This is a genomic window from Helicobacter pylori SA221C, assembly GCF_000476855.1.
In the GTDB taxonomy this organism is placed as follows: Bacteria; Campylobacterota; Campylobacteria; order Campylobacterales; family Helicobacteraceae; genus Helicobacter; species Helicobacter pylori_DK.
Map to the genome: position 1 here is coordinate 106,214 of NZ_CBPT010000001.1, position 24,752 is coordinate 130,965.

Sequence of the window (24,752 nt, forward strand, 5' to 3'; positions counted from 1 at the left end):
CTTTCATCTCTCTTGTCCTAAATCTTTTAAAATAGCGTCAGTCAAACTCTCTGTATCTAAGCCTAAGGATTTTTCCACTAAAGCGGTGTTCCCATGCATGATAAATTCATCAATGATTTCAAAGCTTTTAACAGGCTTTAAAATATTTTGTTCGCTCAAAAACTCTAAAATCGCGCTAGCCACCCCTCCAAGCTTGTAATTATCGCTAAAAACATAGAGCTTTTGATAAGGGGCAACGATCGCGCTCAAATTTGGATCTAAGGGCTTTAAAAACCTGAGATCCAAAAGCGCGCATTCTATGTTTCTTTCTTTTAAAGCCAGTTGGACCAAATGCGCCCGCCCCACGCCATTACCATAGCCAATGAGTAAAATTTCGCCCTCTTTTTTCAACAATTCGCTTTGGCCTAAAACAAAACCGCTAGGCTCAAAAACCCCCTCTTTTAGCGCAAACGACCCCCTAGGGTAGCGGAACGCGCAAGGGCTTGAATCATGCTCATTAGCAAAACGCACGGCGTTTTTTAAAGTCTCATTGTCTCGTGGGGCAAAAATGACCATGTTAGGGATAGAGCGCAAATACGACACGTCTAAAAGCCCTTGGTGCGTCTCGCCATCTTCGCCCACAATCCCAGCCCTGTCAATGGCTAATTTAATCGGCAGGCTAGAAATACAAGCGTCATGCACAATGGAATCATAAGCCCTTTGCAAAAAAGTAGAATAGATGCTCACAAAAGGTTTAAACCCCTCTTTAGCCATAGCGCTGCTAGAAGTTAAAGCGTGTTGTTCAGCGATAGCGACATCAAAAAAGCGCAAAGGGTAAGCGTCAATGAGTTTGTCTAATCCTGTGCCGCTAGGCATCGCAGCGGTTACGCCTACGATTTTTTCATCTTTCTTGGCCAATTCTAAAAGGGTGTTAGAATACGCTTCAGTGGGCGATAAAATCGCGCTTTTGGATTTTTTAGACAAGCCGGTATCCAAATCAAAAGGCCCCACCCCATGCCATTTTTCATACCGCCCTTCAGCGATTTTATAGCCTTTGCCTTTTAAGGTTTGCGCATGGATTAGCACCGGCTCTTTAAGCTCTTTGGCTAATTTTAAGGTTTCAATAATCGCGCTCAAATCATGCCCGTTAATAGGCCCTATATAGTTAATGCCCAATTCTTCAAAAAACACGCCCGGGGTGATGAGTTTAAAAGATTCTTCAAAACGGCTCGCTAAGTAATTCACGCTTTCAGGTAAGGTGCTTAAGATTTTTTTAACTTTAGAGCGGAAAGACTGATAAAACGGGCCTTTCATCAGCTGGCTAAGGGCTTTAGACAAAGCTCCAATAGGCGTGCTGATACTCATTTCATTATCGTTCAAAATCATGATCATGGGGTATTTCCTATCGCCCAGTTCGTTTAAGGCTTCATAAAAAATCCCTGCGCTAATGCTCCCATCGCCTAGTAAAGCGATAGGCATGCCTAACGCTTGTTTCAAACAAAAAGCTTTAGCCACCCCCACGCCTATGGACACCGAAGTGGAACTATGCCCGGCGATGAAATAATCGTATGCGCTCTCGCTGGGTTTAGTAAAGCCGCTCAAACCTTGAAATTGCCTTAAAGTGCTAAAGCTTTCAAAGCGCCCGGTTAAAAGCTTGTGAGCGTAAGCTTGGTGCGAAGTGTCAAAAATAAAAGGGTTTTTTTGGCAATCAAATAGGGCATGCATGCCTACAATCAGCTCCACAGCCCCTAAAGAAGAGCTTAAATGCCCCCCATTAGCGCTCACCACTTCTAAAATACGACTCCGTAGTGTTTGACACACCAACTCCAAGCCTGCAATATCATTAGGGTTTAAATCAAAAGTTCTATTTTGCAAAATCACACCTTAAAATTTTCCAACACGCTTTCTTTGAGCGTTTTAAAGCGCTCCATCAAATTCCCATCAAGGCTCCCGTTAGAGCTAGTGATCATAACGCCTCCTTTAGAAATAGCCTCATTGCTCTCTAATTTGATTTTAGAAGCGTTTTGCAAACGCTCGTTTAAATAAGGGTAATCCAAGGGATTGACTTTTAAATGAATATCCGTTGCGTCTAAAACGTTTTTTAAAAGCTCTTCAGCTAAAGCAAGGGCCACTTTTTGGCTGTTGTCTTCCACTTCTTTAAGGATCACTTCTTTAGCGATATCTATCGCAATCGTGCTCAGTTCCTTTTCCAAAGCCATTAAATGATCTTCTGATTTTTTCATTTTTTCATCTAAAGCCGTGATCGCATGCAAAAGCTGGTTCTTTTCTTCATTCACGCTGTGAGTGAGTTCGTTACGCATTTTTTCTTCGCCCTCTTTAAAGCCGATTTTATAGCCATCGTTTTTAGCGTTTTCAATCAAAGCTTTGCTCTCTTCTTGGGCTTTTTCAAACTGCATTTGCAATTTCACTAAATGGCTTGAAAGCTCATCGGTCTTTTTTAATAAGCAATCAATCAAATCGTTTTCTATCGCTTTTTTTTCCAAAGGCTCTTGCGGGTGGTTAGGCGTTTCTAAAGACGCGCTATTAGGATTAGTTTTGGGGGGTAAGTTGGCCATGCTCTTAAATTCGTATTTTTGAATGTCATGCTTATTCAAATGGTCTTTTTGGATCAAGTTTTTACGGCTATTCAATGACATCTTCCTCTTCACCAGTTTGGATCACGCCTTTTTCTTGCAAGCTCTGCACGATTTCAATGATTTTCCTTTGGGCCACATCCACATCTTTGATTTTGACCGCCCCTAAATATTGCATTTCTTCTACAAACTGCTCTGCAGCCCTGCTGCTCATGTTGTTTAAAAATTTATCGGTTAAATCTTGGGTAGAAGTTTTTAGCGCCAAAGACAAGTCTTTTTTATCCGCTACTTTTAAAATCTCTCTGATAGCGAAATTGTCTAGTTTGGCTATGTCTTCAAAAGTGAACATCATTTCTTTAATCGCGCCGGCGAGCTTGTTATCCACGCTTTCAATGCGAGCGAGCGTGGTTTTAGCGCTCTTTTGGCCCAAGCGGTTAAAGATTTCAGCCACCGCTCTCAAACCACCCACTTCAATTTTATAACTGGTGAGCGATTCTAGTTTGTTTTCTAACACCGTGGAAACCCTTTTGACCACTTGGGGCGATATTTCGCCTAAATTCGCCATTCTAATGGAGATTTCCGCTTTCATTTCATCAGGGAAATAGCTCAAAGTCTCAGCCGCATTAGGGGCTTCCATGTGGGCTAAAATCAAGGCAATGGTTTGAGGGTGTTCGTTAATGATGAAATCAGCGAGTTGTTGGGGCTTGATTTTGCCTAAATAAGCGAAGTTTTTTTGCGTTTGCAAGCTTTTAGTGAGTTTGTCCATCACTTTTCTGGCTTCTTCGCTCCCTAAAGTCCTGGTTAAAAGCTCTCTGGCGTATTCCAAACCACCGGTATTGATGTATTGGTTAGACTGAAAAATCGCAAAAAATTCCTCTAAAACCGCCGCACCGATTTGCTTGTCTGTGCCGTTTAATTGCACGATTTGCTTAGAAATCTCTGTAATAGAATCAATGTCTAAATGCCTTAAAATCTCACCTGTGGTGTCTTCGCCCACTTGAATGAGTAAAATGGCGATTTTTTCACTCATGGAAAGTTCGTCTAATTGAGCCTTTTGTTTGGGGGTAAGCTTGGTTGCCATTTTTAACCTTTTTTAACCTTTCGCGCTGTCTGAAGAGATTTCATCTTTGATTAGGAGTTTAAAGAGCGTGGCGATTTCATCAGGACGCTCTTTAAGGGTCCCTCTAATCTTTTCTAAGATAATTTCGTATCTTACTTCTTCTTCGCTAAAGGTTGCATTAAGCCCTAATTGATCTTCTACTTTTTTCCTCAAATCGCCGAGTTTATTCAACTCATCTTCTTCTTCATCCATTTCTTCAAACATGGATTTCACTTCCTTATCTTCATCAGGCACCACTTCCAGCATGCGCTCGCTGAAAGGCACAATCACTTTTTTATAGAAAATAAATAACACTATAAACACTAAAATATACTTGATTAAAGGCGTGAATGAGCCTAAGATTTTTTGAGTTTTGTGCATGATTTTTTCGCTCAAAGTGGCGTTATCAATCACAGGCGCCATAGGGTTAAACTCAAAATTACTCACCGCCACATCATCGCCTCTATTTTGATTGTAGCCAATGGCCTGTTTCACTAGAGCGTTGATTTTTTTAAGCGATTCATCGCTCAAAGGCTCGTATTCTAAAGCGTTTGCCCCATCTTTAAGCGCGATTTTATACTTGCCATCCACCACAACCGCCGCATTCAAACGCACTAAAGTGCCAAACTCGCCCTTAATCTCGCTAATGGTTTTACCCACTTCATAATTGGTCGTGTTTTGAGATTTTTCGTATTTTTCTGGCTCTTTATTGTCTTTCAATCCTTGCACAGGCCCAATATTACTCACAACCCCCGGCACACCGCCAACTTGTTTTTTAGAGGTGCCTTCTTTTTTTTCTTCTAAATTTTGCTCGCTCCTTACGACATTATTGGGATCAAAAGTCTCTTTAGTGCTTTTCTTTTGGCTGAAATCAAACTCCGCATTGACCCTTGCGACCACCTTGTTTTTACCCCCCACAATAGGGGCTAAGATATTGACAATCTTATTTTCTAAAATGTTTTCAAAATTTTGTTTGTAATGCAATTGCTCTAGGGCTAATTCTTTGGAGTTTTCTAGTATATCGCCCTCGCCTATTGATTCGCCGTTTTCATTCACGATTTTCACATTTTCTATCGTGAGTTTAGGCACAGCTGCAGCGATTAAATTTTTAATCCCTAAAATTTGAGTGGGTGAAAGCTTCATGTCAGGCTTGAGTTTGAGCATCACTGAAGCGCTAGGAGGGACTTCTTTAGCCACAAACACGCTGTCTTTAGGGATTGCAATATGCACATTGGCTTTCAAAATGGGGTTTAAACTTTCAATCGTGCGCGACAATTCCCCCTCAATGGCGCGAATGAGTTTGATATTTTGATCAAAATCAGTCGCTCCAAAGTCTTTAGTGTCAAAGATTTCAAAGCCCACTTTACTCGTTTTAGGGATCCCTTGAGAAGCCAGAGTGATCCTTTCTTCATACACTTTATCTTTAGGGATAAGAATGGTGTCATCTCTTGAGACTTTATAAGGGATTTGGTTTTGCTGGAGGTGCTGCAAGATTAAAGCGTTATCGCTAGAATCTAAGCCTTCAAATAAAACCCCATAGCCCCCTTGCGCGTAGTCTTTTTCTTTAAAGGGATAGAGCAATAAAAACACAAGCAAAGCCGTGATTAAAACCCCGGCTGCGATTAGGGCGATTTTTTGCTTTTTATTGAGCTTAATGAAAAAATCAACAATCCGTTGCAATAATACCTTTAAATCCAATATTAAAACCTTGATAAAATTTTCATTCTTTTAAGCCGTTCGCTTAGATCTTTTGGAACACGCTCAAATAAATCCCTATGGAAAAACAAGCCCCTAACGCCCCTAAACAAACCCCTCCTAAAACACTGCTAAAAGACACCCCTAAAACAATCAGCGCTAAGGCTATTAAAAGAATCAAACCAAGCAAACTATAAGAAAGAATGTTTTGAAATATTTGATGCGTGATCAAATGGGGTATCAATAAAACAAGCAACCCATAAAATAGCGTTAAAGAAAGCGCAGTAGCGTTAGGGAAATTAGCGCTATGCGAAAGCCACTGAATGGAATGCGCCAAAAGGTGTTTTAAAGATTCTAAAAGGGCTTCAAATAAGATCACGCTCAGCACAAACCACACCCCAAGCGCTAAATTTCTGCGATAAAGGCTTAAAAACACCCCCACTAACAAGCTCAAAGGCAACACGAATTGAGAAGAGCCTAAAAAAACAACGCGTCGGAGCGTTTGATCTAAAATAGGGTTAGAAGAATTTGAACGCATCAAGCTAAAAATGGCATTATCCATTGAATTAGCATAATCAAAAAAAACCAAGCCAGCAATAAGGATGAAAAACGCGCTAAAAACGCCTCCTAAAAGAAACAGGGTTTTCACTGGTAATAAAAAAAATGCTTTGGGGTGTGTGGAAACATTTTTGAAAGAATTTTCAGCCATTATTTAAAACCCTTTTAGTCAGTTCATTCAAATTTGATATTATACGCCAACGAATTTTAAAATTGCTCTTAAAAGTTTTAAGACAATGAAGTTTAAACACATAAAAGCTTTTTATTCTAATCAAACCTAGCTAATAAGAAACTGAAATTGTTTTTTTTTTTTGAAATCGCTTTAATTTTTGCCCTCTTTTAAAGCTTTTTAACCCTTTTTAGACTACAATGTGAGAAGTAAAAATCAAAGGAACACGACATAATGGATAGAGCCAAATTTATATTCGTTACAGGGGGCGTGTTAAGCTCTCTAGGGAAAGGGATTTCATCTTCTTCAATCGCTACGCTTTTGCAGCATTGCAATTACCAGGTTTCTATTTTGAAGATTGATCCTTATATTAATATTGATCCAGGCACCATGAGCCCTTTAGAGCATGGGGAAGTGTTTGTAACTAGCGATGGTGCTGAAACAGATTTAGACATCGGGCATTATGAACGCTTTTTGAACAGGAATTTAACAAGGTTGAACAATTTCACTACCGGGCAGATTTTTTCAAGCGTGATAGAAAATGAAAGGAAAGGGGAATATTTAGGCAAAACCATTCAAATCGTCCCCCATGTAACCGATGAAATCAAAAGGCGCATTAAAAGTGCGGCTAAGGGGTTGGATTTTTTAATCGTGGAAGTGGGCGGAACCGTGGGCGATATGGAGGGCATGTTTTATTTGGAAGCGATCCGCCAGCTTAAATTGGAATTAGGGAATGAAAAAGTCATCAATGTGCATGTAACCCTGATCCCCTATATCCAAACCACCAACGAATTAAAAACCAAACCCACGCAACATTCCGTCCAAGAATTAAGACGTCTTGGCGTAACCCCTCAAATCATTTTGGCGCGATCGCCTAAGCCTTTGGATAAAGAGTTAAAAAATAAAATCGCTTTGAGTTGCGATGTGGAGCAAGACAGCGTGATTGTGGCCACAGACACTAAAAGCATTTACGCATGCCCCATTCTTTTCTTGCAAGAAGGCATTTTAACCCCCATTGCCAGACGCTTTAATTTGAACAAGCTACACCCCAAAATGGCGGCTTGGAACACTTTAGTAGAAAAGATTATCGCTCCTAAACACAAAGTCAAAATTGGTTTTGTAGGCAAGTATTTAAGCTTAAAAGAATCTTATAAATCCTTGATTGAAGCCTTAATCCATGCGGGCGCGCATTTGGATGCGCAAGTCAATATTGAATGGCTAGATAGCGAGAATTTTAATGAAAAGACGGATTTAGAGGGCGTTGATGCGATTTTAGTGCCTGGAGGCTTTGGAGAAAGGGGGATTGAGGGCAAAATTTGCGCCATTCAAAGGGCTAGATTAGAAAAACTCCCCTTTTTAGGGATTTGTTTGGGCATGCAATTAGCGATCGTGGAATTTTGCCGCAATGTTTTGGGCTTGAAAGGGGCTAACTCTACGGAATTTAACCAACGCTGCGAATACCCTGTGGTGTATTTGATTGGAGATTTTATGGATCAAAACCACCAAAAACAGGTGCGCACCTATAATTCGCCATTGGGTGGCACCATGCGATTAGGCGAATACGAATGCGAAATCATGCCCAACAGCTTGCTAGAAAAAGCCTATAAAAAGCCTAGCATTAAAGAAAGGCACCGCCATCGTTATGAAATCAACCCCAAATACCGCCAAGAGTGGGAAAATAAGGGCTTGAAAGTGGTGGGTTTTGGAGCGAATCATTTGATTGAAGCGATTGAGTTAGAAGATCATCCGTTCTTTGTGGGGGTGCAATTCCACCCAGAATTCACCTCCAGGTTGCAAAGCCCTAACCCTATTATTTTGGATTTCATTAAGAGCACTCTTTCTAAATCCTAATCTAACAAATGAAACAAACGCTTAAAGCTCAAATCAAAGAGCGCATGACTTCTATCGCTTATAATGAAAAAGGGTTTCCTAGCCCCTTTTTATTTAAAGACTTGAAAAAAGCCGCGCTCAAAATCATAGAAGCCATGCGTGCAAACACAGAAATTTTAGTGGTGGGCGATTATGACGCTGACGGCGTGATTAGCTCTGCTATCATGGCAAAATTTTTTGAAAGCCTGAACTACAAGCATGTTCGCATTGCAATCCCTAATCGCTTCATGGATGGCTATGGGATTTCTAAAAAATTTTTAGAAAAACACCACGCCCCTTTAATCATCACGGTGGATAATGGGATTAACGCCTTTGAAGCCGCGCGATTTTGCAAAGAAAAAAACTACACCCTTATCATTACGGATCACCATTGCTTAAATAATGATGAAGTCCCAGACGCTTATGCGGTGATCAACCCCAAGCAACCGGATTGTGATTTTATCCAAAAGGAAGTGTGCGGGGCGTTAGTGGCGTTTTATTTGTGCTATGGCATCCACCAGCTTTTAGGAAAAGAAAAAAGCCATTCTAGTGAGTTGTTATGCTTAGCGGGCGTGGCGACTATTGCTGACATGATGCCTTTGACTTTTTTTAACCGCTTTTTAGTTTCTAAAGCCTTGTATTTTTTGCAAAAAGAACCTTTAGGGGCGATGGGGTTTTTGCGCCAAAAAGAAGTTTTTAGAAAACGCTCTTTAAAAGCGAGCGATATTTCTTTTAACATTGCCCCCCTAATCAACTCTGCAGGGCGCATGCAAGACGCTAGAGTGGCTTTAGATTTTTTAAATGCAAACAATTTGCAAGATTGCTGTTTTTTGTATGAACGCTTGAAAGCATGCAATAATGAACGAAAAATCACCCAACAACAGGTTTTTGAAGAAGCCTTTAAGCATGCGTTGGTTGGGGAAAAAATCATCATCGCTTTTAAGGATAATTGGCATGAGGGCGTGCTTGGGATTGTGGCTTCAAAATTAGTGGAAGCCACTCAAAAGCCAAGCCTGGTTTTCACTTTTAAAGAAGGGGCGTATAAAGGGAGCGCTCGCAGCTCTCAAAATGTTGATTTGATTGACGCTTTGAATGGGGTTTCTTCTTTATTGCTCGGCTATGGGGGGCATAGGCAAGCATGCGGTTTAAGCGTTGAAAAAAATAACATGGTCTTACTCTTTGAAACTTTAGAAAATTTTGATTTTAAAATCTTACCCTTTTGCGAAGAAGAACCCCCTTTGATATTGCGTTTAAAAGACATTGACAGAGAGCTTTTAGAGATTATAGAAACGGGCGAACCTTATGGGCAAGAAAACCCTGAACCCTTATTCCAAGCGCAAAATTTAGAAGTCATAGAAGAAAGAGTCATTAAAGAAAGCCATCAAGCGTTGCGTTTTAAGGATAAAGAATGCATCAAAGACGCTATTTATTTTAACGCTGAGCGGTTTTTAAAAGCGGGCGAAAAGGTGAGCGTGCTTTTTAGCGTGGAATTAGACGAGTATTCTAACGAGCCTAAAATGTTTGTTAAAAGTTTGTTGTAGTGCCTTTTGTTGAAGAAGAATTTGAAATTTTAAAACCCACTAAAGCCTTGTTTTTTGTGCGCGATGTTTTAAAATGCTCTTTAAAAGAAGCCCAACGCCACCTTGACAAACAACGCCTGAAACAAAACCAACAAGCCGTGCGTAAATCTCAAATGATTCAAGGGGTCGTTAGCTTGATTCATTTCAAGCCTAATGAAAAAACTCAAGCGCTTGTTTTTGAAACGAAAGATTTTGGCGTGTTTGACAAACCCGCTCAAGTCTATACCCACCCTAAAGGCTATTTTTACCATGAAAGCTTATTAGATTGTATCCAATCGCATTTGGGCAAAAACGCCCACCCAGCCCACAGACTGGACTATGAAACGAGCGGGTTAGTTTTAGCGGGCAAGACTTTACAAAGCGTTAAGGATTTAAAAGCGCTTTTCATGCAAAAAAAAGTAAAAAAAACTTATTTAGCGTTAGCGCATGGGTTGGTTGAAAAAAGCATGAAAATAGACAAACCCATTCTAACGCCACAAAACATTCAAAAAGATTTGCGCATTCGATCTCAAATTTCTCCCTTGGGTAAGCCTTCAATCACGCTTGTTGAGCCTTTAAGCTATAACCCTTTTTTGGATATAAGCCTACTCAAAATCACCCCACTCACCGGGCGCACGCACCAGATCCGCTTGCATTTAAGCAGCGTGGATCATAGGATCGTGGGCGAGAGGCTTTATGGGGTGGCTGATGAAGAAGCGAGAGGATACCTTCAATTAAAGCGTGAAAATCACGCCCCATTACTCATGCTCCATGCCGCTAGTTTGGAATTTGAATTTAAAGGAGCGATCTATGAGATCATCTCCCCCATTCCCCAACGCTTCATACCATTTTTAAAAGATCTACCGCTCTTTTATTGATTGATCTTTTGGTTGTCCTCTTCTGGGGTTTGTTTGAGATCGTCTATATGTTCTTTGATGGTTTTTTTCTCCACCACAGGAGCGTTTTTGTAACTCTCTTGAAGTTCTTGGCTGATTTTAACAAAGCTATCGTTAAATTGCTGTTTGTAGCTGTTTTTGAGGTTTTCTTTCACTTCATTGATGTTGTTCAAAATTTCTTTTTTGAATTTGTCTCTGTGGAGCCATTCATCAATAAAATTGATCGCCGCATCGCTTCCAAACCAAAGTGTAATAGCGCAAGCAGGAGCGAAAGGCCCGCAAGTCCAAGAACCGCTCACTGCTGTGCCAATCTTTGCGAGGAATTTACCCCCTACTTTCGCCCCGAGTTTAGCGCCAATTTTTGCCACAAGTTTTGGGGTTAGCTTTGCCACAATAGCCAAGCCACTCACGCCAGCCGTTGCCCCTATTGCTCCTGTAAAATTGGTTTTCAATTTCCTTGCCACTTCATCGCCAAGAGTGTCTAAAATTTTTGCGTTTTGAGAAAGATCGGTATCCACTCCTTTTAGAGCGGTCTCGCTCACAAATTTTTCGTGTTGGTTTAACAAACTTGCATAAGTTTTAGAAAGCCTCTTGGTTATAGCGTCCAATCTTTTCTTGTAATCTTTCCCTAAAAGTTTTTCCTGCAACACATTAGCCACCGCATCTTCGGCACTCAAGCCGGTCTTTTTAGCTGCAAAAAGGGCAAGCTCGCTATAATCCCCCTTGATAGAATAATGCCAATCTAAGAACTTATCCACATTGTTTTCTACTTGATCAAAAAACCCATCTATTTGAGTGTTTATCTTGCCATTCATTTCCTCTATGCCACTATTCAGAGTAGCGTTGATCTCTGCTTGATGGTTATTAAGATTATCTTTTATAATATCGGTAGGTAAGAATTTCTCAATATATCTCTTAGCGGGTTTAATGATTTTTTGGGTACGAGCCGTTTTTGTCTCCTGACTAGGTTCGCTATACGCAAAGAATTTGACGCTAAAATAGACGACAAGTAAAACAATAATTGTCCCCCAAAACATTCTGTTGGATTTCTTCTGCTTTCTCTGCTTTTCTTGTTCCTTGCTCTCTAGACATTCTTTTTCTTGTGTTGGTTTTTCTTGCTCTAGCTTTTGTTTTTCTGGCTCTAACTTTGGTCTTGCTTGCTCTAGATCTTCTTTAACATCATTTTCCACAATCACTCCTAAAATATTTTGATAGCCAAAAAATGATTTGAGCGCTCAGCCTGCTGATGGCTATCCCGCTAAGAGCGTTATAGATGATAAACGCTACCCAGCCCGCAACCATAAACCCCTTATTTAAGCCCATGCTCTCTGCTTTGTGCATGCCCCACCAAGTAACCCCCTCTAACATTTTTTTAAATTCTAAAACATAACTCGTATAATCACAATTTGAATAAGCGGAATCACTCGCTGCCTTAATAGTGTCTATCAAAGCTGGTTTCAAATAATCGGGCATGTTGCCATGATAGATCGCATAGCAACTCAAGCCAATGAAGAAAAGAGTCCCCACAAAAGCGCTCACTTCTCTAGACATCAGCATCAAATAATCTTCTTTGATGATACTCTTGAGCATTTTTTCAAACACGCCAAACACCGTAGCGCAAACAACGATAGTGCAAAAAACAATCCCCCACATCATCCAATTATAGTCCAGCACGCTATAAGCGATGGATATGGATGTGAAAATTGAAAAAATATAATAAAAGCAAGACACCATTATTGGGGAGTGTAGCATCTTGGATAAGAAGGATTCGCTATTCACGAAACACTTGGCGAAGCACTTCCTCTGATGCATTTTTAAAGAAATATAGCTGTAAGCGACAATCCCTAGTATCAGCAGCACAAAGACCAACGAGAAACAGGACTTATCGTAAGTCAAACGCCATAAGACCAACAACACCCCAACGATCACGCTTGTGCCCAGAATGATTTTAAAAAAATAAGACATTATCTTTTATCCCTCTTGTTGTTTTTGAAGCGTTTGTTAGGGTTGTCTTTAAGGAGGAAGATCTTAAACGCTACCAGTATCAAGGATAGTGAGAATATCGTTAGCGCTACTATCCAAAAAAGATCCTTGCTGACAAAGTAAAGGATCGCGCTCTCTATCAAGCAAATGAGCGAAACGCCGTATTTAAACTTAAGCTTTAAGATCTTATGGTGGGACACAACCATAGCGACCAAAAACCCGACAGACCCGCCAAGGAGCGATAAAGCCCACAAAGCTTTTTCAGGAATACGCCACATTTTTTGCTCAGCCGAATTTTTATCCACCAGCATGAGAATAAAAATCAGAATATTGACTATGAGCAACCAAACGATAGAAGCAAATTCCACGATTACCCTTTCAAGAGCGTTTTAACAACCCAAACGCTACCACTTGGCTTTTTAGAGAGAGAGAGAGAGAAAGCAAAATTTTAAGATTGATTCTCAAATCTATTCCTTTACAAAAGTTAAGACTGGGTGTTTTAACATGATTTTTGACCTACTCGCATCAAGCCCTTACTTTTTAACATTTCCGCTCCCTTGCTTTTTTAAAGCCTCCCTAAATTACTACACCACTCCCCCAATAAACACAACGCACCCAAGCACAAAGCCCTAAAAAAGGCCTTTTTGAAATTCTTTAGCATGACAATATTCCTTATTCCCCAAGCAAAATACAGCCCTCGTTCAAATATTCTTTCAAAATTTCTCGCCCCTTAGGGGTTTTCATCAAAATAGATATTATTTAGCTTCTCAATCTCTCAGGCTCTTCTCTGTTGGCGTTTTTGGTCAGATCGTATTCGTTGAAAAAATACGGCATGACTGACTTTGATTTGAGCTCAAGCCCCACCTCTTTGATCACCTTTTCTATCGTGTATTTTTTCTTACAATGTTTTTCGCAACTCCCCAATTTCAAAACCTCCATATTCCTTGACGCTCTTTTTTTCATTTGATTGAAATACGGGCTTTTTTGCAGTCCCTCCACAGCCAGAGCATAATTTTTATCCTCTATGGCCTTGATGAATTGCTTGAATTTGAGCAGCCCACTCAAGCCTAAATTGTAGCTCAAATCCAAGATGACCATTCTCCTCATTGCGTCCAAATTTTTATACCACCCATAAGAGAGGAGGGTCTTATGATTCTCTTTTAATATGTCAGTTAAAATCCCATACGCTTTGGTGATACGCTTACCATCATAAGAATAAACGCTCAAATTATAGCCATAGCCAATCGTGGGATGCTCCGTCTTGTCGGTATAAATAAAAGGCGAAAACCCCTCTGAATCCACTATCAAAAACGACTCCGCTAAGATCAATTTGCTAAGACAGAGCGTCCAACACCCTTTTAGCTGCCCTTATTATTCTTAGCTTTCAATTCTTCTAGTTTTTTTGAAATGATTTCTTCAGTAACGCTAGAGAGTCTCTCTCCATCATGCTTACCTTCTGGGGTTTCTTTGCTCTGTAATTCTTCTTGTTTTTTTGAAATAATCTCTTCAGTAACACTAGAGAGCCTTTCTTTAGGAGAATTTTTGGTGTCTAATGGATTGGGGCGGTTTTTCAAATTCTCTCTAATCTGTCTTTTTCTTTGAATGATTGCAAACATTTTTTGGCTGAACTTATAGCATTTACGCGCGCTAAAAACAATCACACCCCACTTGATTAGCAAAGCGCTTAAAAGCCAAACAAACGAGCTAGAAGTGTCCAATAAAAACTGGCGCACATCGCTATACACCCAAATATCCACCCAAATCACCAACAAAGTGATCAAAATAGAAAACGCAATGCTTTTAAACCTAAAAAGCCACGCCACGATCACAAACCCTCTCGTGTGCCTGTGGGCTAAGAGCCATCGTTCGTTCTTTTCGCTAAAAAACCCCATTAAGCCAGAGATAAAGCTATTTTCCTTGCTCATTATCGCCCTTTTCCCAAACTTCTTTAAAATGCTTAGTTTGGATTTGTTCTAAAAGCCTTTTTTCTTCCGCTTCAAACATGATTTTCAATTCTTCTTCGTTAAAATCGCTCAATTGCATGCCCTCTTTTTTCAAGCGTTTTTCCACGATTTTAACCGCTTGCTCTCTGATTTTTTGAGATTCTTCTTTAAAAAGCGCTCGTTTGGTTTTTTGAAAGACTTCATTAGAATTTTTTTGGATCGTTTGTTTGCAAGAATCTAAAAAATCCCTAACTTGATGCATGATTTTCATTATTATCCGTTTTTAAAGAGTTTTTAAAACTAATGATCTCTAAAAGAATACCAAAAAAAGATTAAAACTCTCTAGTAAAAATACTTTCTTAAAAGAATAGGGGGCATTTTGGCGATGCTCTTAACCTCCTAAAAACCTAAGGCTTTTTTCTTGTCATATTCCATACCACATGCTTTTAGATCTCCTCTTAGACGGCAACGCACCATAAGGCTAACTATCTCGCATGTTTCTCCAACTCCTTGTTCGCAAAGCGTTTGATAACTAACTGTCTCGCATGCTCGTTTATATCCTAATTCGCAAGCCTTTTCAAATTTTTCCATCGCCTGTTTTTTATTTTTGACTACGCCTTCACCAATATAGTGCATATCTCCTAGTCTGGAACACCCCATACTATTTTGTAATTCACACGCTTTAGAGTAGTATTGAACAGCTTTTTTTAAGTCTTTGTTTTTCTCACCTTGATAGAATCCCCCCAATTCATAACACCCCTCACCACTATTTGATTCACAGGCTTTAGAGAGATATTGAATAGCTTCTTGTTTGTTCACTTTTCCATCATAAGAGCGTAATAATATTCCTAGACACGCATTGCCATTATCTAATTCACACGCTTTAACATAGTATTGAATGGCTTTTTTAAAATCCTTTTTTACTACTCCATTATAACCATATTCATATGAAATCCCTAAAAAACCACACCCTTCACCATCTTTTAAATCACACGCTTTAGAGTAGTATTGAATGGCTTTTTTCAAACGCTCTTTTAACCTAGGATTCTCTCCTATTACCAGATTTTCACTCTCATATAGACCCCCTAGACTAACACACCCCTTAGCATAGTTTAAATTACAAGCTTTTTCAAAGTATTCCTTAGCTTGAATATAATACTTCTTAGCCTCAAGACTATCTCCTCTAAATGCACCACCCCCACCACTCACGGCAAAATCAAGAATCTCTTTGCCCTGATCAAAAAGCTCTTCAGGGTTTGGCTCTGCCATTAACCCCCCCCCCCAATCAACACACAACACAAACATAAAACCCTAAAAATAGCTTTTTTGAAACTTAGCATGACGCTTCTCCCTTTATTAAAAAATTTAGACTTTATTATAATCAAATATTGATGACTAAAACCTTTTAATTTCACAAATGGGGTTTTAGTTGTTTTGTTTTACAATAAAAATCATAAGGAGATAGGAATATTTTGCGTTTAATCCCCCTAACCCAAAAAGAGTGCTTTTAAAAAATACCTTTGAGCATTTTTTATACTAGAATTTTATCCCTAGCGCTTTTTTAAAACCTGTTGGCAATAGCGCTCTAAAATCCTACAAGCGCTCAAAGAGTCTAGCCGGCCGTCTTTGATAGCGAGCCGCTTGTTTTTCTTACCCAAATGCTCTAAATTTTCATAGGCTTCTATGCTGGATCTGTCTTCATTAATAAAAACGATTTCGCCCTTAAAATCTACAAGCTTGATAAAATGCTCAATACGCGCATTCGTGTCCGCATAGCTTTCATTGGGCTTGCCCACCACTAGCACCTGAATGTTTTTTTCCCTCAACAAATCGCTCAAATCCCTAGAGGCCTGATTTTTGTTGTGGCGTAAAATCGCTTCTAAAGGCAAGATAACGCCGTTTAAAAGCGCAGCGATGCCAATGCGTTTTAACCCCACATCGCATGCTAAAATCATGCTAACACCACGAGATGATTGATGCGCTTGATCTTACCCAGCAGCTCGTATTCTAAAAGCTTATCCCCAAATTTGAGATACGCTTCTTCATAGCTAGGGTTTTTCGCGCAATATTCTAAAAATTCATCTTCCATTTCAGGCATTTCTTTTAAATGGTAGTCTTTTAAAAGGGTATTTATAAAATTTTGAATATTAAATATCCCTTGAGCCTGCCCTTTTTCTAAAAGCTCATTAGTGCCATCGCTCTCATTCAGGCGTTGGGGTAAAACAAATAAGGGTTTTTGGTATTTTTGGGCTAATCTCGCGCTGCTCATAGAGCCGCTTTTTAAATCCGCTTGGGGGATAATCACCGCATCGCTTAAAGCGATCACCAGGCGGTTTCTGGCTAAAAAAGAGCCTTTAATGGGCATGAAATCCTTTTCATATTCGCTTAAAATCAAGCCGTTTTGCGCGATTTCTTGGATCACTTTATGGTTGTTCGTAGGATAAATCAAATCCAAACTGCAAGGCGAAAGCATGATGGTTTTTGGTAAGGCGTTTTCTTGAGCGATAATATCCACGCCTAACGCTCCTCCGCTCACAATAACCGCGCCATTTTTAGCAAGCTCTCTGGCTAGGGTAATCGTGTGTTGCTTGCTGTAAGGGGTGGGTCTTCTTGTGCCGATGATAGCCACTTTTAAAGGCGCTCTCAAAAGCTTGGTATCGCCCACACAATAGAGTTTTTTAGGGGGGTCTTTGAGAATGTCAAAGGCTTTAGGGATATTTTCTAGCGCGCTGTATTGGAAATGGCTTTTCATTTTAAACTATTAAACTATTTAGGCAGTATGATCTCCACTTCAATCGTTTCCACGCTTTGATTGCTGTCAAGGGTTTTGAAATGGATGTCTGAAGATTTAGTGTATTTTTGAATAACGGCAATGATTTCTTTACGCATCTCTTCCATGTAGGGTAAATTTAAAGTGCGCTCTTTGGCTAAAATCAATTTCAATCTATCTGTTGCAGTAGCCGCACTCCCTTTGTTTTTAAAAAAATCAAACAAACTCATGAAAATATCCCTTTTAACGCGCTAAAAAAGCCTCTTTTAGCCTTAAATTCCACATATTCCACTTCTTCGCCTAAAATCCGTCTGGTGATGCGTTGGTAAGCCTTCGCGCTCTCGCAGTCCGTGCGAATCACCGGCTCGCCCTTATTGGTCGCTGAAATAATATGGTGATCTTCAGGAATGATCCCAATTAAAGGCAAGCATAAAATTTTAAGCACTTCTTCTATAGAAATCATCTCGCCATTTGCCACTAATTCAGGTTTTAAGCGATTGATTATCAAATGCTTATGCACTTCTTCGCCCCTTTTGGCCCGATTAGACTTCGCGTCAATAATGCCAATCACTCTGTCGCTATCCCTTAAGGAACTCACTTCAGGCGTTACCACCACTAACGCCATGTCCGCATGCAAAATCGCATGCTCAAAACCGCTTTCAATCCCAGCTGGAGAGTCAATCAAAATATAGTCAAAATCCGCCCTTAAAGCGTTGATTAAAATCGCTACTTTTTCCTTATCTAAAATATTTTTATCCTTGCTTTGTGAGGCCGCTAAAAAAGAAAGGTTTTTCGTCTTTTTATCCGTGATCAAAGCCTGCGAAAGGTTGCAATTTTTTTCCATCACATCCACCACATCATAAACAATGCGATTTTCTAAGCCTAAAATCATATCCAAGTTCCTAAGGCCTATGTCAAAATCAACCGCTACGACTTTTTTACCGCTCTCAGCCAGCCCAATCGCTAAATTAGCCGTGGTGGTGCTTTTACCCACGCCCCCCTTACCTGAAGTGATAGTAACTACTATTGCCATATAATTCCTTTTAATTTAATGATTTATTTTTTATGATTGAATGGGGCGCGTAAAATTTCCCCAATTTGTTCTATTTTAGTCTCTTTAAGGGCTTTCCTCTCTGTGTTTAACCTAGGGTAATTCAAGCTCTTTTCTAGTAAAAAATCCTTAGCGAATGAGCCGTTTTGAATCTTTTTTAAGATTTTTTGCATGCGTTTTTCTAACAGATTTCCCATAGGCTCTCTAGCTTTAATCGCCCCAAATTCAGCGGTGTTAGAAATGTGTTTCCTTAAGCCCTCTACCCCCTTATAATGCAATAAATCCGCCACTAATTTCACTTCATGCACGCATTCAAAATAGGCTAATTCTTCAGGGTATCCTGCCTTGAGTAAAGTTTCAAACCCCATTCTCACAATCGCTTCTAACCCTCCGCACAAAACCGCTTGCTCGCCGAACAAATCGCTCTCGCATTCTTCTTTAAAGCTCGTTTCTAAAACCCCCATTCTCCCTCCGCCCATCGCTTTAGCATAGCTTAAAGCCACCGCTTTAGCGTTATTTTTTGAACTTTCTTGCTCTATGGCGATCAAATGGTATAAGCCCCTATTTTTAAGGTATTCTTCTCTTAAAGCGCTCCCAGGCCCTTTTGGCGCGACTAAAATTGCGCCCACGCCTTTTGGAAGAATAACCTGATTGAAATGCACGCTAAAACCATGGGCAAAGCCCACAATTTGCCCCTCTTTTAAAAAAGGGATCACTTCTTTTTCTAACACTTCCTTATGCAATTCATCTGGGAGTAGTGCCATGATCACATCAGAATTTTGGACTAGCTCTTTGACTTCTAGCACTTCAAAACCCTCTGACTTTGCTTTTGAAACGCTCAAACTCCCTTGATACAAGCCAATCCGCACTTTTACTTTAGAGTCCCTCAAATTGAGCGCTTGGGCTTCTCCTTGTGCGCCATAGCCAATAATGCCCACTTGTAAGGATTGGATAACGCCTAAATCAATGTCTTTATCATAATAAACGGGTAATGCCAAAATCAAATCTCCTAGCGTGTTTAAGCAAGTATTTATTTTACCATAATGGGAGCGATAATGTTTAAAAACATGCAGAATATTAGGAAATGGTGTGCTCGGAGGGATTCAAACCCCCGACCTACAGGACCGCAACCTGTTGCTCTATTCAGCTGAGCTACGAGCACTTTTAAAGAAGTGAAACGATGATTATAGCAAGAAAAGCTAATTTTTCACTTAAACGATGCGTTTTTTCTATTATAATTTAAGGCATGCAAAAAGATTACCAAAAACTCATCGTTTATTTATGCGATTTTTTAGAAAAAGAAGCGCAAAAACGCGACTTTAAAAAAGTCGTTTACGGGCTGAGCGGGGGGCTAGATAGCGCAGTCGTTGGGGTGCTATGCCAAAAAGTTTTTAAAGAAAACGCCCATGCCCTTTTAATGCCCTCTTCAGCCTCTATGCCAGAAAGTAAAACAGACGCTTTAAATTTGTGCGAAACATTTTCTATCCCTTATACAGAATATTCTATCGCTCCCTATGACGCCATCTTTGGCTCTCACTTTAAAGACGCAAGCCTTACTAGGAAAGGGAATTTTTGCACAAGATTGCGCATGGCTTTTTTATACGACTATTCTTTAAAAAGCGATTCTTTAGTCATTGGCACGAGCAATAAAAGCGAAAGAATGTTAGGCTATGGCACTTTATTTGGGGATTTGGCGTGCGCGATTAACCCGATTGGGGAATTATTTAAAACCGAAGTTTATGAACTCGCTTGCCATTTAAATATCCCTAAAAAGATTTTAAATAAGCCCCCTAGCGCAGATTTATTTGTGGGGCAAAGCGATGAAAAAGATTTAGGCTATCCTTATAGCATGATTGACCCTTTATTGAAGGATATTGAAGCGTTGTTCAAAAACAAGCCCATTGATGCAGAAACGCTCACTCAATTAGGCCATGATGAAATTTTAGTGAAAAACATCACAAGCCGTATCCAAAAAAACGCTTTTAAATTAGAATTACCCACCATCGCCAAACGATTTAACCCTGAATGAAAAGCGATAAACCCTTTTTAGAACGCTATTTTTATGATCCCACTCTTTTGCAAAAGGGGTTGATTTTCGCGCTCTATCCTTTTTCTTTAATCTATCAATTTATTGCCACCCTTAAACGAAGAATCGCTAAAAAACATGATTTTAAAATCCCCCTTATCAGCGTTGGTAATTTGATCGCTGGGGGGAGCGGTAAAACGCCCTTTATTTTAGAAATCGCTCCAAGATACCAAGAAGTGGCGGTTGTCTCTAGGGGGTATCAACGAGATTCTAAAGGCTTAGTGGTGGTGAGCGTTAAAGGAAACATTTTAGTTCCTCAAAAAACAGCGGGCGATGAAGCCTATCTTTTGGCCTTAAATTTAAAACAAGCGAGCGTGATTGTGAGCGAAAAAAGAGAGCTAGGCGTTTTAAAAGCCCTTGAATTAGGGGCAAAGATCGTATTTTTAGACGATGGTTTTAGGTTTAATTTCAACCAATTCAATGCGCTTTTAAAGCCTAAAGTCCCCCCCTACTACCCCTTTTGTTTGCCTAGCGGGTTGTATAGAGAAAATATTAAAAGCTATAAAGAAGCCCATTTGGTCATTACCGAAGATAAGGATTATCAAAGAATCACCTCTATTTCTCAACCCACCAAACGCATGCTTTTAGTAACGGCTATCGCTAATCCCAGCAGGCTTGATGCGTTTTTACCCAAAGAAGTGGTTAAAAAATTGTATTTTAGAGACCATGCCCCTTTTGATTTGGAGCTTTTAGAAAAAGAGTTTCACAACAATAACGCCACTTCCTTATTGGTTACTTCAAAAGATCTTGTCAAATTACAAGATTGCAACTTGCCCTTAAGCGTATTGGATTTAAAACTAGAAATTGATCCTAAAATTTTAGAGAGAATTGATCGTTATATCCTTTCTTATCCTTATAATACAAAAGAACGTCTATAAACTCCTTTTTTTTAGAAATAAAGCCTTTCAAACGCCCCTCTAACTCATAATGGTTTTTTTCATAAAAAGCGATCGCTTTGAAATTGTTTTCCATCACTTCTAAATGCAAAGAATTTAACTGGAACTCTTCAAAAGCGATGCGTTCTAAAGCTTTTAAAATCGTTTCTCCCCCATTTTTCAAAAAAGGGTTTTTATAAATCCCCAAATACCCATGCTTATGAAAAAAATTGATTTTAGTGATAGAGCCAACCCCTAAATAAACGCCCTCTTCTTTAAACAAAAAATAGCGGTGGTTGGGCGAGTTTTTTAAATCTTCTATGAATTGCAAATGCGTTTTTAAAGAAATAAAAGCGCTATACATCCATAAGGCAGTGTTTGGGTGGTTACGAAATTCTAAAACCAACAGCTTTTCCTCATCGTTTAACTGGGTAAAATCAATCGCTTGGGTATTTCTATAAGAATAATTTTTTTTCAAATTTCTAAAAACTCCCTTAATGCGCCCTCTAGTTCACTCCCAAAGGCCAGGTTTTTTGCCCAGGCTTGATTTTTTTGAATTTGTAATTTTTCAAAATCTTTAGCTAGAGTTTTTAAGCTCGTTTGTTTGAAAATACCCAAACTTTCAAATTCCTTGCTTTGAATGATTTGATTAGAAGCGATGGGAAGGATAAGAGAGGGCGTTTGAGAAAGGGCCAATTCATAGAGGGTTTGACCCGCAGCGCTAATGGCGCAAGCGCAAGATTTCATCAAAGAACTGAACTCTAAGGGGTTTAAAGGGCTGTAATAATGCGTGTTTTTTGAAGGATTTTTAGGCGTATAAGGTGAAATGATATGCAAATGCATGCCCTTATTTTCTAAAATTTTGACTATCTCTTTGAGAGTTTTTTGCTCGCTCCCCCCTAAAGTGATCAGCACTTCTTTATTTTCTGTATTGATAGGGCGCTCATAGATAAAGCGAACATCAACAGGGTAAAACCCCACCCCCAAATAATACTGATAATCTTTTGATAAATGATGGTAATGCTTTAAAGCGTTCAGCGTGAAATTCATGATCTTGGTATTTTTAGGGTAAAACCCCTCAGCATGCTCTTTATCTTCTATGACCATAAGGCTTTTGGCTTTTTCTTTTAAAAGATAAAAATCCTTTGAATTTAAACGATAGCTGTCTGCAATCAAAAAATCATTATTGCCAACGCCCTCTAAAAAAGCGCTTATATTATTTTGCTTGTGTAAATAAAGATCCGCTTCAACCCCTAATTTTTCTATAAAAGAAAGGATTTTTTCACAACGTCTCACATGCCCTAAACCGCTTGTTAAAAACGCATCGCACAAAATTTTTACTGGCATGCGTTTTTCAAACGGCTGTATTTGAGCTTGGCTAATTCTAAATCTTCTAAAGTGTCAATGTCTTGGACTTCTAAGGGCGATAATTCTAAAGCGATGGAATTTGGGCTAAAAATAGGCCGCATTTCTTTAAAGGCTTGAGCCTTCCCCATATAAAGCAATCCTGCGTCATGATAGAGCGTTTTTAAATCTTGCGTGCGCGTGTTGAAATGCTCTTTAAAAGCCATTTGAACGCCGTTTTCAAGGCTAAAAGAACGATAGGGCGAAGCGCTAAAGGGAGAGCATGTGAAAACATAATCCGTATTTTCTTTTAAAGTTTCAAAAGCGTTTTTCAAATGTTTTTCTTGTAAAAATACTGAAGTGCCATACAAACAACACGCAATATCTTCATCTTTTAACTTTAATTCTTTCATGTGATAAGCCATCACCTCTAAAGTCGTGGCTCTATCGTCTGCTAAAACTTTAGGGCGTAAATTCAAAAAACTCGCCCCATAATTTTTAGCTAAATTCACATACTCCATGCTATCGCTAGAGATAAACACCTTTTCAAAAAGTTCGGAATTTAGCGCCGCTTCAATAGGGTAAGCGAGCATGGGTTTATTGAAAAAATCAATAATATTTTTATTCTTAATCCTTTTACTGGAACTTCTGGCTAAAACAATAGCGATCGCTCTCATGCTAGGCTTTGCTCTTTATTAATAAGGCATTTGGGTTTCCATCGCATCAGCAGCGAATTTCTTTTTATTGGAATCGCTCAAATGCCCTAAATTCGTGTATTCAATCTTAGCGTCGGCTAAAAACTTGGATTGGATGGTGTTATTCCTTTCAATATCATAAGGGCGGATCACCCCACTCACCTTAAGGATTTGCTTTTCCCCATCCACTAGCACTTCCTTATTCCCATAGATGAAATAATTCCCGTTTTCTAGCACTTTAATGATGCGAGCACTCAACACGATCTCTAAATCTTCGCTCTTTTTTTGCGAGCCACCGCCTTTAAAATTCGTGTTATTGCTGGATTTGGTGAAATTGTAATTATTCTTATCGTCTAAATACTGTGCTTCTTGTTTCTTTCTTTCATCTAGCCCGTTATAAGTGAGTCTTGGAGGCGTGGAATTACCCCCTGAAGCGCTTTTATAATCTTTAGAGCTGGAATAATTCGCACTCGCTTTTTCAGAGACAATGATTGTGATCAAATCGTTAGGCTTCATCGCCCTCCTGTCCGCAAATAAAGGACGCTCACCCTGCCCAAACAAACTCCCCAACTTGTTCAATTCAGGGATAAATTCTTTAGAGGGGGTTTCTTCTACATAACTAGGAGGGTTAAAATCAATTTTTGGCTCATTGGCTGATGCCATGCTGAATATAACGCTAAACGCAACAGCCCCTAAATAAAGCGCCTTTTTCATCCACTAGCCTTACTTTTGAGTTATTTTGAACCTTGAATTATACTCTCTTATAAAGAATAAATGCTTAATTTTGAGTAAGTTGTTGTAAAATTTAGATCTTTATAATGAAACTTGCTTGCAGGAGATAAAATTGAGAACCTTATTAAAAATGTTAGTTGGCGCAAGCTTACTGACACACGCCTTAGTAGCTAAAGAAGAAAGTGCAGCGCCTTCTTGGACAAAAAATTTGTATATGGGATTCAATTACCAAACAGGTTCTATCAATTTAATGACTAATATCCATGAAGTTAGAGAAGTTACTAACTATCAAACCGGTTACACCAATATCATAACTAGCGTTAATAGCGTTAAAAAGCTCACCAACATGGGATCTAATGGGATTGGATTAGTCATGGGTTATAACCACTTTTTCCATCCGGATAAAATCTTGGGTTTGCGCTATTTTGCTTTTTTAGATTGGCAAGGCTATGGCATGAGATACCCTAAGGGTTATTATGGCGGCAATAACATGATCACTTATGGCGTGGGCGTGGATGCGGTGTGGAATTTCTTCCAAGGGAGTTTCTATCAAGATGATATTAGCGTGGATATTGGCGTTTTTGGGGGGATTGCGATTGCGGGGAATAGCTGGTATATTGGCAGTAAAGGGCAGGAATTGTTAGGCATCACTAACAGCAGTGCGGTTGATAACACCTCTTTTCAATTCCTCTTTAACTTTGGTCTCAAGGCTTTATTTGTAGATGAACATGAATTTGAAATCGGCTTTAAATTCCCCACCATTAATAACAAATACTACACTACTGATGCGCTCAAGGTTCAAATGCGTAGGGTCTTTGCCTTTTATGTGGGGTATAATTACCACTTCTAAAAGGG

Annotated in this window: 26 protein-coding genes, 1 tRNA gene and 2 pseudogenes; 6 read left to right on the top strand and 23 right to left on the bottom strand. The window is 39.4% G+C overall.

What is annotated here, in order from left to right; all coding sequences use genetic code 11:
• Positions 1–3 precede the first annotated feature (3 nt).
• The 5 genes from dxs to QU01_RS00535 are packed head-to-tail and all read right to left on the bottom strand — an operon-like array spanning position 4 to position 6,076.
• Positions 4–1,854, bottom strand: coding sequence for a 1-deoxy-D-xylulose-5-phosphate synthase (dxs, locus tag QU01_RS00515; RefSeq protein ID WP_033761374.1), 1,851 nt, complete (start codon positions 1,852–1,854; stop codon positions 4–6).
• A 2-nt stretch (positions 1,855–1,856) separates the two neighbouring features.
• The gene (gene fliH / locus QU01_RS00520; protein WP_080248296.1) at positions 1,857–2,636 is read right to left on the bottom strand and encodes a flagellar assembly protein FliH; all 780 of its coding nucleotides are present in this window, start codon (positions 2,634–2,636) and stop codon (positions 1,857–1,859) included.
• Positions 2,623–3,654 carry a flagellar motor switch protein FliG gene (gene fliG / locus QU01_RS00525; protein ID WP_000201859.1) on the bottom strand — a complete coding sequence of 344 codons (1,032 nt, stop codon included), beginning with the start codon at positions 3,652–3,654 and terminating at the stop codon, positions 2,623–2,625. Before fliG ends, fliH begins: the two co-directional genes overlap by 14 nt.
• Before the next feature lie 12 nt (positions 3,655–3,666).
• Entirely contained in the window at positions 3,667–5,370 is a 1,704-nt protein-coding gene (gene fliF, locus QU01_RS00530) for a flagellar basal-body MS-ring/collar protein FliF (protein WP_033761376.1), read from the bottom strand.
• Between the two features lie 43 nt (positions 5,371–5,413).
• Positions 5,414–6,076 carry a phosphatase PAP2 family protein gene (locus tag QU01_RS00535; protein ID WP_033761379.1) on the bottom strand — a complete coding sequence of 221 codons (663 nt, stop codon included), beginning with the start codon at positions 6,074–6,076 and terminating at the stop codon, positions 5,414–5,416.
• Positions 6,077–6,328: 252 nt separating this feature from the next.
• On the opposite strand from QU01_RS00535, the gene pyrG reads away from it, so the two are divergent.
• From pyrG to QU01_RS00550, 3 genes are read left to right on the top strand one after another with little or no spacing between them, the layout of a single operon-like run.
• Positions 6,329–7,945, top strand: a complete 1,617-nt coding sequence (gene pyrG / locus QU01_RS00540; RefSeq protein WP_033761382.1) for a glutamine hydrolyzing CTP synthase — start codon at positions 6,329–6,331, stop codon at positions 7,943–7,945.
• Positions 7,946–7,953: 8 nt separating this feature from the next.
• Complete coding sequence (gene recJ / locus QU01_RS00545; RefSeq protein ID WP_033761385.1) at positions 7,954–9,504, top strand: single-stranded-DNA-specific exonuclease RecJ; 1,551 nt, start codon at positions 7,954–7,956, stop codon at positions 9,502–9,504.
• Positions 9,504–10,400, top strand: a complete 897-nt coding sequence (locus QU01_RS00550) for an RluA family pseudouridine synthase (protein WP_033763518.1) — start codon at positions 9,504–9,506, stop codon at positions 10,398–10,400. Before recJ ends, QU01_RS00550 begins: the two co-directional genes overlap by 1 nt.
• On the opposite strand, the gene QU01_RS00555 is transcribed toward QU01_RS00550, so the two are convergent.
• The 14 genes and pseudogenes from QU01_RS00555 to QU01_RS00620 form a co-directional block, all read right to left on the bottom strand.
• Entirely contained in the window at positions 10,394–11,608 is a 1,215-nt protein-coding gene (locus tag QU01_RS00555) for a hypothetical protein (RefSeq protein ID WP_033761388.1), read from the bottom strand. The two genes, QU01_RS00550 and QU01_RS00555, sit on opposite strands and share 7 nt — an antisense overlap.
• Positions 11,598–12,383, bottom strand: a complete 786-nt coding sequence (locus QU01_RS00560; RefSeq protein WP_033761391.1) for a hypothetical protein — start codon at positions 12,381–12,383, stop codon at positions 11,598–11,600. Before QU01_RS00560 ends, QU01_RS00555 begins: the two co-directional genes overlap by 11 nt.
• Complete coding sequence (locus tag QU01_RS00565; RefSeq protein WP_033761394.1) at positions 12,383–12,769, bottom strand: DUF1294 domain-containing protein; 387 nt, start codon at positions 12,767–12,769, stop codon at positions 12,383–12,385. Before QU01_RS00565 ends, QU01_RS00560 begins: the two co-directional genes overlap by 1 nt.
• Positions 12,770–13,073: 304 nt before the next feature.
• A pseudogene (locus tag QU01_RS08460) lies at positions 13,074–13,340 on the bottom strand (lysozyme).
• A 102-nt stretch (positions 13,341–13,442) separates the two neighbouring features.
• Positions 13,443–13,703, bottom strand: a pseudogene (locus tag QU01_RS08495) (glycoside hydrolase family protein); the annotation flags it as partial.
• A gap of 56 nt (positions 13,704–13,759) precedes the next feature.
• Positions 13,760–14,326 (bottom strand): hypothetical protein, encoded by a 567-nt coding sequence (locus QU01_RS00580; protein ID WP_033761400.1) that lies wholly within the window; start codon positions 14,324–14,326, stop codon positions 13,760–13,762.
• Complete coding sequence (locus QU01_RS00585) at positions 14,310–14,615, bottom strand: hypothetical protein (protein ID WP_033761403.1); 306 nt, start codon at positions 14,613–14,615, stop codon at positions 14,310–14,312. Before QU01_RS00585 ends, QU01_RS00580 begins: the two co-directional genes overlap by 17 nt.
• 128 nt (positions 14,616–14,743) lie before the next feature.
• Positions 14,744–15,613 (bottom strand): cysteine-rich Sel1 repeat protein, encoded by an 870-nt coding sequence (locus QU01_RS00590; RefSeq protein ID WP_033761586.1) that lies wholly within the window; start codon positions 15,611–15,613, stop codon positions 14,744–14,746.
• Between the two features lie 281 nt (positions 15,614–15,894).
• Complete coding sequence (ruvX, locus tag QU01_RS00595) at positions 15,895–16,299, bottom strand: Holliday junction resolvase RuvX (protein ID WP_033761405.1); 405 nt, start codon at positions 16,297–16,299, stop codon at positions 15,895–15,897.
• On the bottom strand, positions 16,296–17,096 hold the full coding sequence (dprA, locus tag QU01_RS00600; RefSeq protein WP_033761407.1) for a DNA-processing protein DprA: 801 nt from the start codon (positions 17,094–17,096) through the stop codon (positions 16,296–16,298). The genes ruvX and dprA overlap by 4 nt, the downstream gene beginning before the upstream one ends.
• 14 nt (positions 17,097–17,110) lie before the next feature.
• Positions 17,111–17,344, bottom strand: a complete 234-nt coding sequence (gene minE / locus QU01_RS00605) for a cell division topological specificity factor MinE (protein WP_000051414.1) — start codon at positions 17,342–17,344, stop codon at positions 17,111–17,113.
• The gene (gene minD, locus QU01_RS00610) at positions 17,341–18,147 is read right to left on the bottom strand and encodes a septum site-determining protein MinD (RefSeq protein ID WP_001019051.1); all 807 of its coding nucleotides are present in this window, start codon (positions 18,145–18,147) and stop codon (positions 17,341–17,343) included. Before minD ends, minE begins: the two co-directional genes overlap by 4 nt.
• Positions 18,148–18,170: 23 nt before the next feature.
• The gene (ilvC, locus tag QU01_RS00615; RefSeq protein WP_033761587.1) at positions 18,171–19,163 is read right to left on the bottom strand and encodes a ketol-acid reductoisomerase; all 993 of its coding nucleotides are present in this window, start codon (positions 19,161–19,163) and stop codon (positions 18,171–18,173) included.
• Between the two features lie 87 nt (positions 19,164–19,250).
• Positions 19,251–19,327: transfer RNA gene (locus QU01_RS00620), tRNA-Arg, on the bottom strand.
• An 84-nt stretch (positions 19,328–19,411) separates the two neighbouring features.
• On the opposite strand from QU01_RS00620, the gene QU01_RS00625 reads away from it, so the two are divergent.
• Positions 19,412–20,194 carry an NAD+ synthase gene (locus QU01_RS00625; RefSeq protein WP_033761408.1) on the top strand — a complete coding sequence of 261 codons (783 nt, stop codon included), beginning with the start codon at positions 19,412–19,414 and terminating at the stop codon, positions 20,192–20,194.
• Positions 20,191–21,129, top strand: coding sequence for a tetraacyldisaccharide 4'-kinase (locus tag QU01_RS00630; protein WP_033761409.1), 939 nt, complete (start codon positions 20,191–20,193; stop codon positions 21,127–21,129). Before QU01_RS00625 ends, QU01_RS00630 begins: the two co-directional genes overlap by 4 nt.
• Here QU01_RS00630 and pseH read toward each other — a convergent pair.
• Genes pseH through flgH form a run of 4 tightly spaced genes read right to left on the bottom strand, consistent with a single transcriptional unit; the run spans position 21,062 to position 23,879 of the window.
• On the bottom strand, positions 21,062–21,604 hold the full coding sequence (pseH, locus tag QU01_RS00635; protein ID WP_033761411.1) for a UDP-4-amino-4,6-dideoxy-N-acetyl-beta-L-altrosamine N-acetyltransferase: 543 nt from the start codon (positions 21,602–21,604) through the stop codon (positions 21,062–21,064). The genes QU01_RS00630 and pseH overlap by 68 nt on opposite strands.
• Positions 21,601–22,473, bottom strand: a complete 873-nt coding sequence (locus QU01_RS00640; protein WP_033761414.1) for a hypothetical protein — start codon at positions 22,471–22,473, stop codon at positions 21,601–21,603. Before QU01_RS00640 ends, pseH begins: the two co-directional genes overlap by 4 nt.
• Positions 22,464–23,147, bottom strand: a complete 684-nt coding sequence (pseF, locus tag QU01_RS00645; protein ID WP_033761417.1) for a pseudaminic acid cytidylyltransferase — start codon at positions 23,145–23,147, stop codon at positions 22,464–22,466. Before pseF ends, QU01_RS00640 begins: the two co-directional genes overlap by 10 nt.
• Before the next feature lie 18 nt (positions 23,148–23,165).
• The gene (gene flgH, locus QU01_RS00650; RefSeq protein WP_033761420.1) at positions 23,166–23,879 is read right to left on the bottom strand and encodes a flagellar basal body L-ring protein FlgH; all 714 of its coding nucleotides are present in this window, start codon (positions 23,877–23,879) and stop codon (positions 23,166–23,168) included.
• 130 nt (positions 23,880–24,009) lie between these two features.
• On the opposite strand from flgH, the gene QU01_RS00655 reads away from it, so the two are divergent.
• Positions 24,010–24,747, top strand: coding sequence for an outer membrane protein (locus QU01_RS00655; RefSeq protein WP_001878238.1), 738 nt, complete (start codon positions 24,010–24,012; stop codon positions 24,745–24,747).
• The last annotated feature ends 5 nt before the right edge of the window (positions 24,748–24,752 follow it).